Annotated in this window: 16 protein-coding genes; 2 read left to right on the forward strand and 14 right to left on the reverse strand. The window is 73.1% G+C overall.

From position 1 onward, the window contains the following. Positions 1 to 186: 186 nt before the first annotated feature. The 9 genes from LZG04_RS40565 to LZG04_RS40605 form a co-directional block, all read right to left on the reverse strand. Positions 187 to 1,425 carry an ATP-binding protein gene (locus tag LZG04_RS40565; protein ID WP_233827277.1) on the reverse strand — a complete coding sequence of 413 codons (1,239 nt, stop codon included), beginning with the start codon at positions 1,423 to 1,425 and terminating at the stop codon, positions 187 to 189. 396 nt (positions 1,426 to 1,821) lie between these two features. Continuing rightward, positions 1,822 to 3,045 carry an MFS transporter gene (locus LZG04_RS40570; RefSeq protein ID WP_233827278.1) on the reverse strand — a complete coding sequence of 408 codons (1,224 nt, stop codon included), beginning with the start codon at positions 3,043 to 3,045 and terminating at the stop codon, positions 1,822 to 1,824. A gap of 133 nt (positions 3,046 to 3,178) precedes the next feature. Then, positions 3,179 to 4,006 (reverse strand): isocitrate lyase/phosphoenolpyruvate mutase family protein, encoded by an 828-nt coding sequence (locus LZG04_RS40575; protein WP_233827279.1) that lies wholly within the window; start codon positions 4,004 to 4,006, stop codon positions 3,179 to 3,181. Positions 4,007 to 4,402: 396 nt separating this feature from the next. Beyond that, entirely contained in the window at positions 4,403 to 5,173 is a 771-nt protein-coding gene (locus tag LZG04_RS40580; protein WP_233827280.1) for a hypothetical protein, read from the reverse strand. After that, the gene (locus tag LZG04_RS40585; RefSeq protein ID WP_233827281.1) at positions 5,170 to 6,102 is read right to left on the reverse strand and encodes an ABC transporter ATP-binding protein; all 933 of its coding nucleotides are present in this window, start codon (positions 6,100 to 6,102) and stop codon (positions 5,170 to 5,172) included. Before LZG04_RS40585 ends, LZG04_RS40580 begins: the two co-directional genes overlap by 4 nt. After that, positions 6,099 to 6,344 carry a helix-turn-helix transcriptional regulator gene (locus LZG04_RS40590; protein ID WP_233827282.1) on the reverse strand — a complete coding sequence of 82 codons (246 nt, stop codon included), beginning with the start codon at positions 6,342 to 6,344 and terminating at the stop codon, positions 6,099 to 6,101. Before LZG04_RS40590 ends, LZG04_RS40585 begins: the two co-directional genes overlap by 4 nt. After that, on the reverse strand, positions 6,344 to 6,823 hold the full coding sequence (locus LZG04_RS40595) for a DUF2975 domain-containing protein (protein ID WP_233827283.1): 480 nt from the start codon (positions 6,821 to 6,823) through the stop codon (positions 6,344 to 6,346). Before LZG04_RS40595 ends, LZG04_RS40590 begins: the two co-directional genes overlap by 1 nt. Positions 6,824 to 6,890: 67 nt before the next feature. Continuing rightward, on the reverse strand, positions 6,891 to 7,259 hold the full coding sequence (locus LZG04_RS40600; RefSeq protein ID WP_233827284.1) for a CU044_2847 family protein: 369 nt from the start codon (positions 7,257 to 7,259) through the stop codon (positions 6,891 to 6,893). Then, positions 7,247 to 10,759 (reverse strand): AAA family ATPase, encoded by a 3,513-nt coding sequence (locus tag LZG04_RS40605; RefSeq protein WP_233827285.1) that lies wholly within the window; start codon positions 10,757 to 10,759, stop codon positions 7,247 to 7,249. Before LZG04_RS40605 ends, LZG04_RS40600 begins: the two co-directional genes overlap by 13 nt. Before the next feature lie 218 nt (positions 10,760 to 10,977). Here LZG04_RS40605 and LZG04_RS40610 point away from each other — a divergent pair, with 218 nt between their 5' ends. Then, a complete protein-coding gene (locus tag LZG04_RS40610) occupies positions 10,978 to 12,390 on the forward strand; it encodes a phosphatase PAP2 family protein (protein WP_233827286.1) in 1,413 nt (470 codons plus the stop codon). On the opposite strand, the gene LZG04_RS40615 is transcribed toward LZG04_RS40610, so the two are convergent. From LZG04_RS40615 to LZG04_RS40630, 4 genes are all read right to left on the reverse strand, one after another. Continuing rightward, on the reverse strand, positions 12,365 to 13,201 hold the full coding sequence (locus tag LZG04_RS40615; protein WP_233827287.1) for a serine hydrolase: 837 nt from the start codon (positions 13,199 to 13,201) through the stop codon (positions 12,365 to 12,367). The genes LZG04_RS40610 and LZG04_RS40615 overlap by 26 nt on opposite strands. 131 nt (positions 13,202 to 13,332) lie before the next feature. Then, positions 13,333 to 13,917 (reverse strand): SGNH/GDSL hydrolase family protein, encoded by a 585-nt coding sequence (locus tag LZG04_RS40620; RefSeq protein WP_233827288.1) that lies wholly within the window; start codon positions 13,915 to 13,917, stop codon positions 13,333 to 13,335. Between the two features lie 67 nt (positions 13,918 to 13,984). After that, on the reverse strand, positions 13,985 to 14,380 hold the full coding sequence (locus tag LZG04_RS40625; protein ID WP_233827289.1) for a bacteriophage spanin2 family protein: 396 nt from the start codon (positions 14,378 to 14,380) through the stop codon (positions 13,985 to 13,987). A 206-nt stretch (positions 14,381 to 14,586) separates the two neighbouring features. After that, positions 14,587 to 15,045, reverse strand: coding sequence for a MarR family winged helix-turn-helix transcriptional regulator (locus LZG04_RS40630; RefSeq protein ID WP_233827290.1), 459 nt, complete (start codon positions 15,043 to 15,045; stop codon positions 14,587 to 14,589). A 299-nt stretch (positions 15,046 to 15,344) separates the two neighbouring features. Between LZG04_RS40630 and LZG04_RS40635 the strand changes: the two genes are divergently transcribed. Continuing rightward, complete coding sequence (locus LZG04_RS40635) at positions 15,345 to 16,721, forward strand: MFS transporter (protein WP_233827291.1); 1,377 nt, start codon at positions 15,345 to 15,347, stop codon at positions 16,719 to 16,721. A 200-nt stretch (positions 16,722 to 16,921) separates the two neighbouring features. Here LZG04_RS40635 and LZG04_RS40640 read toward each other — a convergent pair whose 3' ends face one another. Further along, complete coding sequence (locus tag LZG04_RS40640) at positions 16,922 to 17,839, reverse strand: alpha/beta fold hydrolase (RefSeq protein WP_233827292.1); 918 nt, start codon at positions 17,837 to 17,839, stop codon at positions 16,922 to 16,924. Positions 17,840 to 17,860 lie beyond the last annotated feature (21 nt).

A 17,860-nucleotide genomic window follows, 5' to 3' on the forward strand; every position in this document is an offset into this window, starting at 1 on the left:
TCCCACCCCGATCGTCGTGTTCGGCCGAAAACTCCGCGCGGCAGTGCCGCCGGCACCCGCGCGAGGTTCGGCCTGATTCGGTGGTTCGTCAGTTCCCAGTGGGGAAGAGTGATTGTCCCGGTTCGCGGGAAAGCGATTCCCGCGAACTCCCGGAATATTTCCGACGAGCTTCCGGCACGACTACAGTCAAGCCGACGGGACAGTTGATCGGTAGTGCCGGCCGGCCGTGACAATCAATTCCTGGCGCGCCGGGCGGCGCACCGCGTGCCCGGTCGGGCGCAGGTCGAGCGCGAAGGCGCGGGCCAGCGGGTCGAGCCGGTACGCACCCGGTCTCCCGGCGCGGCGCAGCAGGCCCGCGTCGGCCAGCTCGTACACCGGCTCGTCGTCGGCGAACGCGCCGAGCAGCACCGGCTCGTCGACGGGCTGGTGCGCCACGTGGTGCAGCAGGGCCTTGGCCGCGTCGCCCAGACCCAGGTAGGTGGACTGGTAGGACTCCCGCACCGACAGGTCGCCGACGCGCAGCCAGTCCAGCAGCGCGCCCGGCTCGGCCAGCCGGGCCAGCACCCGGCTCACCGGTTCGTCCGGCCTGGCCGCCAGCTTGCGCGCGGCGATGTCGAGGGCCTGCGGCAGGTCGCCGCACAACCGGGCCAGCCGGTCGCAGTCCGCGGGCTCGGCCGCGACGGGGTCCGGCACGGCGCCGGCCAGCATCGCGATGGCCTCCACCCTCGGCGGTACGGCCAGGCGCAGCCTGCGCACGTCGCGTAAGCCCAGCAGCGGCGTGCGGCCGACGATGATCGTGCGGCTGTGCGGGCTCTCCACCAGCAGCGGACGGACCTGCCGCTCGTCGCGGACGTTGTCCAGCAGCACGACCAGCCCGCGTTCGACGACCAACGACCGGTACAGCCCCGCTTGCTGGTCGAGCGTGTCCGGCAGGTGCTCGCCGGGCACGCCGAGCGCGCGCAGGAACCCGTCCAGCACGGTCCGCGCGCCCCGCTCCCCCGGTTCCAACGGCCCCAGGTCGACGTAGAGCTGGCCGTCCGTCGCGGCGGCGGCCAGGTGGTGGGCGTGGTGCAGCGCCAGCTCGGTCTTGCCGACGCCCGCCGGCCCGCAGATCACCACGGGCGTGGCGGGATCGGTGGCCAGCGTTCGCAGTTCCTCGGCGCGGCCGACGAAGCCGCGCGGTCTCATCGGCAGCTGCGCCGGGCGCGGGACGCCCGATCGCGCGACCGCGGGTTCCGGGCGGCTCGACGTGCCGGCGGCCTCGGGGTCCAGCCCGCTGGAGACCTCGAGCCACCGCCGTCTCCACTGCTCGCGGTCCCCACCGCACGCGGCCACGAACGCGAGCGTCACCTGCAACGTCGGCATCCGGTGGCCGCTGGCCGCGCTGGACAGCACCGACGAGGAGTACAGGGCCGCTCGACCCATGTCCCGGTACGTGGGGTTGCCCGCCCGAGCGCGCAGTCGTCTCAATTCGCTCGCGAAGGTCGCGACCGCTCCGGACGAGGCGTCGACAGGTTTTTCCGGTCTACCCATCCCCAGCGGATCCCTTTCTCTCCATGTGCGCGCCAAGCATGAATAAGGGGTCGACTTCCCGCTACCGCCGATCGGAGGACCATAGGGTTTGAATATGACAACAAAGCGAGGGACCGTAACGTTCTGCCCCGGAGGAATTTGTCACCCAACGTCGCGACACGTGCGCGGCGCGTCGCGCTCGTATTATCGGCGACCCGGAAAATGTCGGGAATGGGTCTGGACACCCGAACGACGGCCGGCCCGGCAGGCGTTCGCCTACCGGGCCGGTCGTGGGGTCGTGCGGGGCCGTCACACCGAGTTGCGGCCCTCCCGCATGCCGATCATGGCGAACCAGCCCCCGACGAGGCCGAGCACGCCGCACAGCAGCCACACGCCGTTGCCGAACGCGCCCCAGGCCAGCACGCCGAGCGTGGGCCCGAGCGCCGAGCCGAGGCCGAACGTGGCCTGGTGGGTGCCGACGTACCGGCCGCGCACCGAAGCGGGGAACTTGGCCGGGTGCGCGAACATCGTCGGGCCGCTGATCATCACGCCGAGCACGAACACCGCCGTGCTGACCACGATCACGATCGCGTGCGAGCCGAGCCCGTAGCCGGCCGCGCCCAGGCCCATCACCACCGTGCCGACGGCGCCCGCCGCCCACGGCACCCAGTTCTTCACGTACGAGGTGATCTTGAGCTCGGACACGACCAGGATGATCGACGCCGTGGTCAGCACGATGCTGTAGAGCGCGGCCGGGTGGCCCTCGCTGGTGATCTTCAGCGGCAGCGCGACCACGTACTGCACGTAGATGAGGGTGCCCAGCAGCACCGAGGCGAGGAACGCCAGGTACCGGCCGTCGCGCAGCATCACCGCGTACGCCGACCGCTTCTGCTCGCCCGACTCGGCCTCGTCCTCGTCGTCGCGCGGCGCGTCCGTGGCGGGCAGCGTCAGCCGCGCCACCACCGCGTAGGCCAGCGCCGACACCGCGTCGAAGTAGAACAGCAGGTCCCAGTCGAGCAGGATGAGGCCGGCCGCGATGAGCGGGGCCAGGGCCGCGCCGCCGTTGAGCGCGATGCGCATCATGGAGAACGCCATCACCCGGTGCTCGGCCGGCATCAGCTCGCTGAGCAGCACGGCCGCCGCGGGCCGGTAGCACTGGGTGGCCAGGCCCGCCGCGCCGATGGCGACCAGCAGCACGCCGAACCGGCCGGGCGTGGCCAGCGTCGGCATGACCGCCAGCACCGCCGCCGACGCCGTCATGGCGGCGACGATCGTGCCGCGCGGCCCGAGCCGGTGGGTCAGCTCGCCGCCGAGCAGGGTGCCGAGCACCGCGCCCGCGCTGTAGCAGGTGAGCGCGAGACCGGCCTGGCCGATGGAGAACTCGCGCATCGTCAGGTACAGCACCAGGAACGTCTGCGCGAACGCGCCCAACTGGTTGATCAACACGCCACCGAGCAGGTAGCGGACCGGCCTGGGCGTGGCGCGGACGCTCGCGAAGACGCCGCCCGGTGCACCCGCTTCCTTCGTGGTCACTGCGATTCCCCGTCCGTCGCCGTCGGAATTGACGCTCGTCCGCCGGGACGCCGTGGCGGCGTCCCGACGGGCCCAGTCCACCCGAGTCGCGCGTTGTCCGACAGGGTTGATCTGAGCTGGCGATCAATCGCGGTCAGCGCGTGAACACGCCGTTGACCGCGCCGAAGTCGAGCGCGCCGTCGAGCTCGGTGTAGGTGCCCTTGGTCAGGGCCTCCTCGGTGGCGCGGTGCGCGACGGAGTACGCGGCCTGGGTGACCGCCGTGCCGAGGCTGACCCGCCGCACGCCGACGGACTCGAACTCGGCCACGGTCGGCGCGCCGGGGCCCGCCATCACGTTGACCGGCAGCGGCGAGCCCTCGACCAGCGTCTTCAGCACGTCCAGGTCGACCAGGCCGGGCACGAACAGCACGTCCGCGCCCGCCTCGGCGTAGACCGCCGCCCGCGCCAGCACGTCGTCCAGCCTGCCCTCGGGCTCGCCGATGCCGAACAGGAACACGTCGGTGCGGATGTTGACCACCAGCTCCGGCAGGCCGGCCCGCTGCGCCGCCTCCCGGGCCGCGCGCAGCCGCGCGGCCTGCTCCTCGGGGGTGAACAGCGGCACGCCGAACCCCTTGGAGTCCTCGATGTTCACGCCGACCGCGCCCGCGGCGATCACGGCCTCGACGGTGGCCGCGACGTCCTCGGGCGCGTGGCCGTAGCCGCCCTCGACGTCGGCGGTGACCGGCACGTCGACGGCGGCGGCGATCAGGCGCACCTGCTCGACCATCTCCTCGCGCGACAGGCTCTGCCCGTCGGGACGCCCGAGCGCCCACGACACCCCGCCGCTGGTGGTGGCGACCGCCTTCGCGCCCGCACGGGCGATCAGCGCGGCGCTGCCCGCGTCCCACGCGTTGGGGAGCACCAGCACCCCGTCGGTGTGGAGCCGGCGCAGTAAGTCGGCCTTGGGCTTGTTGCTGTGCATGCAGATGTCACCTTTCCGATGACGACGTCCGGGTGGGGCGGCGAATCGTAACAGCGCCGGGTGACTGTTCCGGGCGAGTTCGCGCACCGGTAACGGGATGCCGCCCGCGACCGACTGTGCAGGGTGGGCGCACGCCGGTGTTCCGGACGTCCGAGGCGCGGAGCCGGGTGAACAGGGGGAACCACGCACAGCGGGCGACGGGGGCGAACCCGGTCCGGGTCCGGTACGAGCACAAGCCCGCGTTCACCCACCCGGAACGACCCACGACTCACCGATGAGCGCGGCGGCAAGCCGGATTCCGCGCCGGCTGAGGTCGACGTGCCCCTCTCGGGTGACGTCGCGGCGGACCGAGACGACCGACGTCCACGCCTCCGCCGGCCGGTGTCACGCCGCCCCTCAGCGGTTGGCGTCGTCGTGGGACAGGCGCAGCCGGCCCAGCAGCAGGCAGCCGGCGGCCCAGCAGAGCAGGGTCACCACCGAGGAGGTCCACGTCATCCCCGGCACCTGGCCGACCAGCAGGAACGCCGCGCCGGAGCCCGGCAGGCGCTGGGCCAGCCAGGTCAGCCACTCGTTGCCGAAGTTCGGCAGCACCAGCGGCAGGACGAGCATCAGCAGGAACACCGAGACCAGCGTGCCCGCGGTGTTGCGCAGGACGAAGCCCAGGCCCAGCGCGATCGCCGAGCCGGCGGCGAAGACGAGCGCGACGTCGGGCAGCACGTCCAAGCCCCCGGCCAGGCTCAGCAACGGTTGCGCCGTCACGAACGACGCGACCGTGGCCGCCGACGACAGCAGCACGCCGAGCACCGTGGCCACGACCACCGCCACCACCGCGCGGGACAGGAAGAACACCCCGCGCCGGGGTGTCCACTGCAGGCTGGGCACGATCCCGCCGGTCGCGTAGTCCGACGTCACGGCGGTCAGCGCGAGCGCCAAAAGCGCGAACTGGCCCGGCAACGCGGTCACGGCCGCCGCCGCCCAGGCCGACTTCCCCGGCGTCGGGTCGGGGGACGACGCGGCCTCCAAGCCCGCGATGGTGGCGATGCCGACCATCGTCGCGGCACCCGCGGCGAGGAACCACCACGTCGCCTTCACCGTCCACAGCCGCGTCCACTCGGCGGCGCACGCGCGGGCGAACACCCGTCCGACCGACACCTCCCGGACCGTCATCGGGCCTCCTCCGCCACGAGCACGCGCTCGCGGCCCTCGTACTCGACGCTGCCGTTGGTCAGTTCCAGGTAGGCGTCCTCGAGCGACTGGCGCACCTCGGAGAGGTGGTGCAGCGGCACGTCGAGGGCGTGGGCGAGCCCGCCGACCTCCTCGGCCGTGCTGCCGTCGACCCGCAGCTCGCGGTCGTCGACGCGCTCGACCTCGAACCCCCGCTCCCGCAGCCGGCCGAGCAGGGCGTCCGGTCGCGGGCTGCGGACGCGCACCTGCACGTGCCCCAGGCCGCTCAGGATCTGCTCCGTCGTGGCGTCCGCGATGAGCCGGCCGCGGCCGATGACGACCAGCCGGTCGGCGATCTGCTCCATCTCGCCGAGCAGGTGGCTGGAGATCAGCACGGTGCGGCCCTCCTCGGCGAGCCGGCGCAGCAGGCCGCGGATCCACCGGACGCCGTCGAGGTCGAGCCCGTTGATCGGCTCGTCGAACATCAGCACGGCGGGGTCGCCGATCAGCGCCGTCGCGATGCCGAGGCGTTGGCGCATCCCCAGCGAGTAGCCCTTGATCCGCCGACGTGCCGCGCGGCCGAGCCCGACGCGCTCGATCACCTCCTCCACCCGGCGCAGCGGGATGCCGTTGGACCGGGCGGCCACGCGCAGGTGAGCGCGCCCGGTGCGGCCGGGGTGGGCCGAGCCGGGGTCGAGCAGCGCGCCGACCTCGCGCAGCGGTTCGGCGAACGTCGAGTACGGCCGCCCGTTCACCAGTGCCGTGCCGGACGTGGGCCGGTCGAGGCCGAGCACCACCCGCATGGTGGTGGACTTGCCCGCGCCGTTGGGCCCGAGGAACCCGGTGACCTTGCCGGGCTCGACGGTGAAGCTGAGGTCGTCCACGGCGAGCACGTCACCGTAACGCCTGGTCAGGCCGCGCACCTCGATCACCGGCCGACCTCGTCACCGGTCTGCGTCACGACCGCGTCGTCGTCCACCCATTCGAGCAGGTCGCCGGGCTGGCACTCCAGCACCCGGCACATGGCCTCCAGGGTGCTGAACCGCACCGCCTTGGCCCGGCCGTTCTTCAGCACCGCCACGTTCGACGGCGTGAGCCCGACCCGTTCGGCGAACTCGCCGACGCTCATCTTGCGCTTGGCCAGCTCGACGTCGATGCGCACGATGATCGGCATCAGATCACCGATTCCATGTCGGTGCGCAGCGTGGTGGCCTGGCGCAGCAACGCGCGCATCACCACCATCAGCAGCCCCACCACCGTGAGGCCGATCGACATCAGGAACATCACCAGCGGCACACCGGGGTCGTCGGCGTTGAAGCCCACCCAGAGGAACACGCCCTGGAACACCACCCAGCCGGCGGCGATGGCCCACACGATCAGGTCGACCCACCTCAGGGACGCCTCGCTGAAGATGCGGTCCTTCTTGACCAGGGTCAGCAGCTTCCAGATGGACACGATCACCACCTGCACGCACAGCACCCAGAACACCGTGATCGCGGTCAGCGGCCACCTCAGGTGCGCCTGGTCCGGCGACTCCTCGGCCATGTGCCGGAACTGCCCCGGCAAGGACATGACCTGGAACAGGACCAGGACGCCGAACATCAACACGAGGAACACCCGGAGCGCGGCTACCGCTCGATGCGTTGTGACCATGCATCGAGTCTCGCGCGTTACCTATCGAAAGTCAATCGGTAGTTGTCGTTTCACGACAGCACCGGTGTCACTGCTCGTCGGTCGGGGCCGACGACACCTCCTCCTCCCGCTCGGGCGCGAGGTCCCGCGTCCACGTCAGCTTGATCTTCAGGTGGCCCTCCACCCCGGTCTTCGCGATCACCGCGCCGGCCTGCGCGGTGAGCTTCACGCCGAACTCGACCTGCACCTCGTCGGGCCGCACGTCCATCTCGCGGAAGTTCGCCAACGCGGTGGACGCGGCCTTGCGGACGTGCCGCAGCGCGTCGTCCAGCGAGGTCGCGGCGGACCGGATTACGTCGCCGCCGCGCGAGACCGGCGAGATCTCCGGCCCGTCGGACTCCACCTCGACCAGCACGGCGTCGTCGTCGGGCAGGGTGAAGCTGATCAACTCGGGCACACGTCCCCCTGGTGGGCGTCGGGCGGCACCAGTCGCTGGACCGCTCTGTCGGTGTTCGGGTCGGCCAGCAACCCGCACAGCCGGTCCATGATCTCGCCGGTGTCCCACACCGGCTCCACCGGCTCCTCGGTCACCCGGCGCAACGGCGGCCGGTCCGGTCGCGGCAGCACCAGCCCGACCGTGCTGCTCCTGATCAACGCCAGCGGCCCGGTACCCAAGTCGCCCAACGGGACCAGCGTCGGCCAACCGACGTGGCGGGACTCGCGCTCGAGCCGCTCCCCGGTCGGCAACGCCCACGTGACCAGGTGGTCCCGGCGCTTGCCGGACAGCTCCCGGACGTCGGTGGTCGACCGGTCGAACTCGTCGGACCAGGCGAGCAGCAAGGTGGAGCCGAGGCCGTCGAGCCCGACCTCGCCGCCCGCTTCCTCCGGGGACAGCACGCCGGTGCGGGTGGTGACGGCACGGGTGCGGGCGTCCCACACGACGACCTCCCGGCCATCGTCCGAAGTGGACACCTTGGCGGCGAAGGCGCGCCAGTCCAGGCTCACGGCCACCGACTCGGTGTGCCCGGTGACCTCCTGCCTGCTCGGCGCCGGGCCGAAGTCGGCGGCGGACAGCACGATCCGCATCGCCACCGCGTCCGGCCCGTCCACCACGATCTCCCGCAGCACCCCGTCCCGCCCGCCGGGCCCCAGCCACAGGTCCGCGACCAGGCTGTGCCACGGCAATCGCCGCACCTCCCGCGGCTGCCCGGTCCGCAGGTCCCACAACGCCAGGTCGTTCTCGGCGGCGGCCGGCCCGCGCGGGCCGGGGTCGAAGCTCTTCGGCAGCACGGCGGCCACCACTTCGTCGTCCGGGTCGATGCTCAGGTCCGCCACCGGGAAGGCGGCGTTGCCGAGCGGCACGGCGACCGTCACGCGCCGTTCGGCCAGGTCGTAGACCACCAGGCAGGACACGGACTCCGCGATGCTGCGCAGGGCGCACGTGCGGTAGCGGCCCGGGTCGATGCTGGGCAACCCCTCGTGGTCGACCGGTCCGTGCACCGAGGCGTTGCGCAGGTCCGGCATGACGGCCTGCCGGAAGGCGACGTACCGGCCGCTGCGGCTGATCGTGACGTTCGACGCGGTGTCGAGGCCGCCGAACAGCTCGCCCAGGGACGTCGGCGTGACCCGATCGCCCTCCACCTGCCACACCACGACCTGGCGGGCGGAGTTCGTGGTCGCGATGCGGCGCCCGTCCGCGCTGACCTTCTTCGACATCGACGTGGCGTCGACCGGCTGCGGTGGCGGCGGCTGGTCGGACGACGTCGGGGCCGAGGTGTCCTCGCCGACCGCGGTGTAGTCCGGCAGCAGCCGGTCCACCCCCGTGACGCCCCAATCGGGCGGCTGGGTGAACTCGACCTCCGGGTCGGTCCGGTAGGCGCGCAACGCCAGTTGCAGGCTGCCGTAGCTGTCGTGGGCCCGCAGCCTGGTGGACTTCGCCGCCAGGTCGCCCGCCGCGATCGCCGCCCGCCGCTGGTCCACCGTGCGGTAGGTGAGCACGGTCGCCACCAGCGCCACCACCAGGACGATCACCGTGCGTACGGCCCGTCGTCGTCGGCGTCGGTTGCCCGCCGCCAGGTAGGCGCGCTCGGCCGGGGCGAGGTCCGCGTGGTGCTCGCGCGCCCAGCGGTTGGCGTCGCGCAGGTCCGGGCCGGACAGCAGGCGGCGAGGCGCGGAGCCCTCGTCCGACCACCGCCGCATCCGTTCCCGCAGCGTTTCCTGCCACGCGCGGAACTCGCGGTGCGCCGCGGCCGCGTCACGCAGGTGCGCCCACTGGGTCAGCAAGGACTCGTGCGCCAGCTCGACGCCCGGTTCCGGTGCGACGCGCAGGACGAGCAGGCGGGTGCTCGCGAGCCGTTGGGCGACCGCCCACTGCTCTTCGTCCAGCTCGTCGCGGCGGGCCGTGCGGCGGACCGCCAGGTCGCCTTCCGGCAGCGGGCGGACCAGCTGGACCAGCAGCCGCGTGGCGACCCGGCGCGACGCCGGGTCCAGAGCGTTCCACACGTCGTCGGCGTAACCGGCCAGCGCGCCGCGCACACCGCCCAGCTCGTCGTAGGACTCGTGCCGCAACAGCCCGCGGCGGCGACGCGCCCACAGCTCGGTCAGGGTGAACTGCAACAGCGGCAACGGGCCTGCGGCGTGCTGCACGTCCTCCACCAGCCGGTCGACCAGGCCCGGCTCGTAGGTGACGGTGCCGATCCGGGCCGGCGGCGCGGTGATCGCCCGGCGCAGCTGGGAGGCGGTCAGCTCGCCGACCGTCACCGGCAGCCAGCCCGCGGCCAGCTCCACCGTCGCCGGGGTGCGCAGAACCGTGCCGAGGAACGCGTCCCGCAGGGTGAGCAGCACGGCCCACCGCGCCGACGGCCGCAGCGCGGCCCGCAGGACGTCGGTGAACGTGGTCTGGTCGGGCGCCGGGTACCCGAAGACCTCCTCGAACTGGTCGACGGCGACCACGAGCCGGTCCCGGTCGCACCGCTGCAGCACGTCGGCGACCACGTCCGCGATCCCGCCGCCGGCCAGCCGCGTCACCAGCCGGTCCACCCGTTCGGCCGACGTGCCGTCCGGTGAGAGGAGCCGGTCCAGCGCCGCGGCGAGCGCCCGCAGGGGCGTGCTCGCGTCGGAGGGCCGCACCACGGCCACCGCCACGTCCGACCGCAGCCGTGGCAGCACGCCCGCGTGCAGCAAGGACGACTTGCCCACCCCGGACGGCCCCACCACGCACACCACCGGGGCGGTGCGCGCCAGCTTCGCCAGTTGCGCGGCCTGCTCCTCGCGGCCGAAGAACAGCTCGGCGTCCTGCTCGCCGAACGGCCGCAGGGCCCGGAACGGTGGTTCGCGCTCGATCACCTCGGCCAGCTCCGGCCACGCGGCCAGCACCGCGTCCACGGTGATCAGGTACCCCATCTTGGGCGGCGCGCCGGTGATCCGCCGGACCACCATGCCGACCGCCGCGTCCAGCTCCGGCCCCCACACCGGCGTGCCGGAGAACCCCGGCTCCAGCGCTGCCTCGCGCCCCGGCTCGCTGTGGATCTCCACCCACCCGGTGGCCACCGGACCGCCCCGGCGGCCGTAGACCCAGCTGCCCATCTCCAACCGGCGGGGGAAGCCCACCATCACCAACTGGTCCGGCGTGCCGCCGCCCCACCGGGCCAGGACCAGCGGGAACGCGCCGCCCGGCGGCTCTTCGACCAGCTCCAGCCCGGCGATGTCCCCGCGCAGGTCGTCGTCCACCGGCACCCAGGCCACCACCCGGCCCGACACCCGCCGTCCCGGCTCCACCAACGGGAAGTCGACCTCGACCAGCCCGTCCGGCCGCTCACCGTCGACCGCGCCCACCGCGTCGGCGACCACGTGCGCCGCCGTGGCCACGTGCCGGGGCCCGGCCAGGAAACCGGCGCCGACCACCGCCTCACCACGCCAGACCCGGACCAACGCCCCTTCGACCGACACCCGCTCCACGCCCACCCCCGCTCACGGCCGACCCAGGCTAGCCGGGCCCAGGGGGTGGCACTCGGGCGCGACCGATCGGCCCAGTGCGCGGGCGTGCGGGTCCGACCGACCACAGAGGACTCGACGAAGCCGGCACCGGGCCGTGCCGGCCGTCGCCGGCAGCTCCAGGCCTTGGGTGCACCGGGCCGGGAGGGTTGTCCGCTGATCGATTGGGGCACACCTCCTTGGTGATTGCGACACGAGATGCGCGACAGGCGGTGGTCGTCGAGCGGTTCGCGGTGCGCAGCGCGGTGTCGCTGGTGGCCGCTTGCGCCGCCGGGGTCGCGTTCGCGGTGCTCATGGCGCTGGTGTGGGTGGGATGGGCCCCGGTCCGCGAGGTCGACCGGGCGATCTCGGACGGCCTCACGCGGTGGGCCGACAGGTCGGAGGTCGTCGGCACGGCGTTGAGCGGCCTCACGCGGCTCGGTGACACGGCGACGCTCACCGGTATTACGGCCCTGGCCGTGGCGTGGCTGCTGCTGCGCCGGCGGCCGTGGGTGGCGGCGCACGTGGTCGTGACCGCGGCCGGCGGCGGGTTGCTGGGCGTGGTGGTGAAGGAGCTGGTCGAGCGGTTGCGGCCGCTGGTCGACGTCGAGGTGGCGCGGGCGGCGGGCTGGAGCTTCCCCAGCGGCCACACGCTGGGCGCGACCGTCACCTACGGCGTGCTGCTGCTGGTGTTCGCCTCGGTGCGGCGGGCCCGGCGCGCGGTGACCGCGCTGGTGGTCGCGATCGTGCTGGTCGTCGGCTTCACGCGGGTCGCCCTCGGCGTGCACTACGCCACCGACGTGCTCGGCGGCCTGCTGCTCGGCGTGCTGTGGTTGGCGTTGACCACCGAGGTGTTCCGGCGGTGGCGGCGGGACGAAGGGCTGGCCGAAGCGCCGCTGTCCCGGGGCCTCGCGCCCGAAGCGGCGGACGACCTGCGGCCCCTGGCCGGACGTCGGGTCCACGTGCCCGACGACTTCCGGTTCCTGGCCGCGCGCCTGCTGGTGGTCTGGGGGCTGTTGCTGGGCGCGTTGTTCGCGCTGGGTTCGTTGCTGACCGCGGCCGGACCCGACGTGCCGCCGGCCTGGGACCGCGCGGTGGTCGAGTGGATCGCCGAGCGCCGCGTCCCGGCTTGGGACGCCGTGATGGACCGGGTGCAGGACTACACCGGCACGTGGCCGGTGATCGGGGCCGCGGTGGTCGTCTGCGTGCTGGCGCTGGCCGTCACGCGGTCCTGGCGACCGGTCCTGCTGGTCACGCTCGGGATGCTGGGCGAGGTCACGCTGTTCCTGATCACCACCGCGGTGGTCGACCGCGCCCGGCCGGCGGCCAAGCTGCCCGACGACCTGCCGCCCACGTCGAGCTTCCCGTCCGGTCACGTCGCCGCCTCGTTGGTGCTGGCCTCGGCGGTGGCCGTGCTCGTCCTGCGCGGCACCCGGAAGTGGTGGCGCGTGCCGGTGGCGGTGATCGCCCTCGCGGTGCCCGTGGCGGTCGCCGCGCAACGGCTCTACTCGGGCGTCCACTACCCCACCGACCTGCTCGGCAGCCTCCTGCTGGCGTTGCCGTGGCTCACCGCCGTGGCCGTGACCACGCTCAAGACGCCACGAACAGCGGGGTGAGCGCGGCGACCAGCTCGGTCACCGACGCCGCGGCCCGGGGGTGGCCGGTGGAGCGGTCGTGCCCGGTCAGCACGGCGACGACGTAGCGGCCGTCGACCACGCCGGTGGTGTTGAGCACCCGCAGGCCGTCGTAGCAGCACGCCCAGCCCTGCTTCACGGCCCACCGGCGGTCGGCTGCCGCGTCGGGGATGCCGAAGGTCTGGTCGACACCGTCCTCACCGGACGGCGTGGCGGCCTCCAGCGCGGGCACGATCACGTCCGCGTGCGGTGAGGCCAGGACGTACCGGTAGACGGCGACCACGTCCCGAGCGGTCATCCTGGTGCCGCCCCACTGGTTCGGGTCGTCCGGCGGCACCAGGCCAGTCAGCCCGATCTCGGCCGCCCAGCGCCGCGGGATCGCGGGCCGCCACAGGCGGTTGGCGACGGGATCGCTGCTGGCCGCGAGCATCCGGGTGACGTCACGGACCGACGCGACGCCCCGGTCGAGCACGTCGAGGGCGATGAGCAGCTTCACCACCGACGCCGTCGGGAACGGCTCGTCGGGGCGTTCGGCGAACAGCTCCGCGCCCGACCCCAGGTCGTGCACGAGGACGCCGCGCCGCACCGACGGTGCCACGCCGTCCAGGCTCACCGGCTCCGGCTCCGGCGTCGGTTCCGGCGCGGTGGTCAGCGTGGCGACCGTGGCCGCCACGCTGACCACCTTCGCGCCCGCCTGCGGCGAGGGGCCCTCTCCCTCGGTCAACCCGGTGACGACCATCGCCGCCATCGCACCGACGCACAACGCGACCAACCCGCTCTGTGCTCTGTCCACACCTTGACAACGCCATCACCCCGGCGAAACGTTGAGCCGAAGTCGAGGCAACCTCACACCGTGCTCGCGCGTCGTCCCCGAGCACGGACCCGCTCTCACGTCCGCCCGACCCGCTTCAACCAGTGGGGCGTTCACGCCGCCCAACGAGCCGCCGCCGCCAGCACGAACGGCGTCAACGCGTCGGCGATGAGCGCGTAACCCGCGCCCGAGGGGTGGAAGCGGTCCGCGGAGAACAACGTCGGGTCGCCCGCGAACCGGCCGGACAGCTCGGGCCCGACCGCCGCCACCGCGCCGCCCGCGCGGACCACCGCGTCGGCCTGCGCACGGGCGTACAGCCCGCTGGCTTCCGACACGAACGCCCGGTACGCGGGCGGCACGTGCGAGACCACGCCGAGGTCCGGTGCCGTGGCCACCACCACCTGCCCGCCCGCGCGCCGCAACCCGGCCACGGCGTCGTGCAGCAACCCCGCGCCCACGGCGGGCGGCGTGAACGACGTCAGGTCGTTCGCCCCGATCACGATCAAGGCGACGTCCACCCCCGTCCGCACGGCCGCCCGCACCTGCGGTTCCAGCCCGGCGGACCGGGCTCCGGACACCGCGTGCACGCCGAGGTCGACGCGGTGGCCCTCCGCGCGCAGCACCGCGGCCAACCGCTCGCCCACCGTCTCCTCGACCCGCGCGCAGCCCACCCCGGCGGCCAGCGAGTCACCCAACACCCGAAAGCGAAGTCGTCCAGTCATCACCGGGGACAACGCCTGAACCCGCCCGGGTGCTCCCGCGTGGTCACGGCGTGCAGGCGGCGGTGAGGTCGGCGACCCGGCGGGCCTTGTCGTCCAGCCACGCGGCGGGCTGGAGGACGAGGTCTTCCAGCGTCACGGCGCGCATCGTGTCGGCCAGCGCGGTGATCGCTTCGTTGATCGTGGTGTCGGCGGCGTTCGCGGCCAGGTCGTTCAGGCGGTCGGCGGCGGAGTGCGCCTGGTCGACGGCCTGTTCGGGGCTGCCGGGGTCGAAGACGGCCGTGGCCTGCGACAACGCCTCCGTGCACACCTGCACGGTGGAAGCGGTGTCGGCGACCGCGGCGGCCGCGTCGGAGGCTTCCTGCAAACCGCCGCAGGCGGTCAAGGCGGTGACGGCGGCGATCGTGGCGACGGCGGTGGCTAGGCGGGTCGTGACGCGCATGGCGTGCTCCTCCGGCTCTCATCCGAACCAGAGGTCTCCCCGACCACCGACCGGCGGTGGCGCCGTGACCGGGTCGCTGCGGAGCGGCCGTAATGACGATCACGGGCAGAGTGGGTACTCCCCTCTGCCACCAGGATGCCGGACCCGCCCCACGCCGGTCAAAGTGACGGGGACGACGGCACGATCCGGCAACGACGGGCAACCGTTCAGCGGGACGCCGTCGCGTGGGGCAGGGCGGCCAGCGCGTCGACCAGCGGGGCCAGCTCGGGCAGCTCGGCCGCTTCCGCCAACGCGTGCGCGAGCGCCTCGTCGTGCGTCGAGCGCGCGCGCTCCAGGGCGGCACGGCCGGCTTCGGTGACTTCGGTGTAGATGCCCCGGCGGTCGTCCTCGCACAGGGACCGCTGGAGCAGGCCGCGCCGCTCCAGCCGGGTCACCAGCCGGGTGGTGGCCGACTGGCTCAGCACCACGGCCTTGGCGACCTGGTTCATCCGCAGCAGTTGACGTGGTGATGCCTGCCGGGACAGCACGTCCAGCAGGCTGTACTCGCTCACCGACAGGTCGTGGCCCTGTTGGAGCGCGCGCTCAAGCACGTCTTCGATGCGCGCGTGCAGCGCGGCCAGGGTCCGCCACCCCTGCGCCCTGGTCTCGACGGCGTCGTCGTCCACGGTGACATCCCTCCTTGCCGCCCGTCGCGACTCACGCGGCAGCCTCGGCGCCGCAGCCGATGCACGGCGTGTGCAAATATTGCACAGGCCGGTAGAGTGCTGCGGCCATCATACCGGGCTCCTCCGAGTGCGAGCCCGTCGCCGCCCGGCCCTTCTTGGCCAGTCCGCTCTCGCGACTCCGATCGCGCCCTCCTTGCGGCTTAGTAGTTGCATCCGCCAGTATGCGTCGTGTGCAACAACCCGCGTCCGCGACTACCACGGACGCCGGTAGCAAGCGTGTGACAGAGAGGGGCGACGACGTGGCGGCTCCAGTGACCGGACGGGTGCGGTGGAACGCCCGGCAATGGATCCTGCTGGCCATCTTCAGCGGTGCGATCACGCTGGACGGGCTGGAGAACTCGATGATCGCCGTCGCCATCCCGGAGATCCAGCGGGCGTTCGGGGTCACCGCGGCGACCGCGCAGTGGGTGCCCGGCGCGTACATCCTCGCGTTCGGCGCGTTCCTGCTGCTCGGTGGGCGGTGCGCCGACCTGTTCGGCCGCAGGCGGGTCTTCGTGGTCGGCCTGGCGGTGTTCGCCGTGGTGTCGATGATCGGCGCGTTCGCCGGCGACCCGCTGCTGATCATCCTGACGCGCTTCGTCAAGGGCGTGGCCGCGGGCTTCACCGCGCCCGCCGCGATGTCGCTGCTCACCACGACGTTCCCGGAAGGCCCGCAGCGGAACAAGGCGTTCGGCATCTTCAACGTCTTCGAGGCGTCCGGCTACTCCTCGGGCCTGCTGATCGGCGGGTTCCTCGCCGCGCTGGACTGGCGTGCCACGTTCGTCCTGCCCGCCGCGGTCGCCCTGCTGCTCGTGGTGGGCGCGGTGCGCTTCGTCCCGCGAGACCCGGCGCGCACCGGGAAGGTCCGCTTGGACGTCGGCGGTGCCCTGACGTTGTTGCTGGGCATGCTGTTGCTGGTCTTCACCGTGGTCGAGGCGGCCGAGGTGGGCTGGGCGACGGCGCGCACGATCGGCGGGTTCGCCGTGGCCGCGCTGCTGCTCGCCGCGTTCGTGGTGATCGAGCGGAAGGTGCGCGATCCGTTGATCCGGTTGGACGTCCTGCGCAACCGCGACCTGGTGCTGGCCAACGTGAGCATGTTCCTGCTGTACGGCGGTGCGCTCGGGTTCCAGTTCGTGCTCGCGCTGTACCTGCAGAACATGAACGGCTGGGAACCGTGGCAGATGTCGTTGGTGATCCTGCCCGGCGCGGCGCTGACGCTGCTCATCGGACCCAGGCTCGGCGGGCTCATCGACAGGTTCGGGGTGGGCCGGGTCGCGCTCGTCGGCCTCATCTCGTTCATTCCCTGCTACCTGCTGTTCCTGCGCATCGGCCCGGAGCCGGACCTGTGGGGCGTGCTGGTGCCGGTGGCGCTGATCTGGGGCCTCGGCTTCGCGCTCGCCCTCGCGTCGCTGATGGTCGCCGGCACCGCGGGCATCCGGGACGAGGACCAAGGCCTGGCGGCGGGCCTGCTCAACAGCTCGTTGCAGATCGGTGGGGCGTTCGGCCTGGCGGTCGTCACCGCGGTGATCGTGCCGGCCACGCGGCTCGGCGAGCTGTACCCAGGGGTGGCGACGATGCTGGTCTTCTCCGTGCTGGCACTGCTCGCCCACGCGCTGCGCAAGAAGACCGCGGTCTGACCACCTCTCGCGCCCGGTGGCAAGGACCGGGGCCGGCTGTTCTTGGCGCAGTGCGGAGGCGTGACCGCGGTGGACGCCGCCAGCCCCACCGTCACGGCGACCTACCCCGCGCCGGCCGGTGCGTGCACCCGTTCGACCCCGGCGAGGACCACTACTGGTGCTCCGGGCACCGCCACCGTCCGCCGCTGACCCCGGTCGGCTCAGCCGGCGCCCGGCACGGGGGAAGGGGCGGCCGGGTGGGTCGGTGCGAGGTCGGTCCACCGCAGGCCGTCGAGGAAGTCGGCGATCAGGGGGGCGATGTCGGGCAGGTGGTCCTCCAGGGCGAAGTGGCCCGTGTCGAACAGGTGCAGGGTGGCGTCCGGGAGGTCGCGCAGGTAGGCCCGTGCGCCCGCCTCGGTGAAGAACGGGTCGTTGACGCCCCACGCGATCAGCGTCGGTGGCTGGTGGTGGCGCAGCCACGACTGCCAGGTCGGGTAGGCGGCGACGTTGCTGCGGTAGTCGTACGCCAGCGCGAGTTGGGCCTGGGCGCGGCCCGGTTGGTCCAGGAAGTACTGGTCCAGCAGCCACCCCTCCGGGGCGACCAGCGTCGGGTCGGCGGTGCCGCCCTCGTACTGGCCGCGGGTCGCCTCCAAGGTGAACAGGTCCAGGATCGTCCGCTCGCCGCCGGGTGTCCCGGGCGTGATGGCGATGAACTCGCGGGCCGCGTCCGACAGTCCCTCGACGTAGGCGTTGCCGTTCTGCACGACCAGGCCGGCGACCCGCTCCGGGTGGCGTGACGCCAGCCGGAAGCCGACGGGCGCGCCGAAGTCGAACAGGTACAGCGCGAACCGCGCCAGCCCCAGGCGGTCCACGAAGCCCTCGACCACGTCGGCGAGGCGGTCGAACGAGTAGGTGAACCCGTCGGGGGCCCACGTGTGCCCGAAGCCCGGGTAGTCGGGCGCGACGAGCCGGTACCGCGTGCCGAGCACGTCGATGAGCCGGCGGAACTGGTGCGAGGCGGACGGGAAACCGTGCAGCAGCAACAACACCGGCGCGTCGGGCCGCTCCGGCAGCGACTCCCGGTAGAAGACCCGGACCCCGTCGACGTCGACGTGCCGGTGCGCGATCCGAGCCACCATGTCACATGTCTCCTTGGCGTG

The organism is Saccharothrix sp. S26, assembly GCF_021390395.1.
Classification (GTDB): Bacteria; Actinomycetota; Actinomycetes; order Mycobacteriales; family Pseudonocardiaceae; genus Actinosynnema.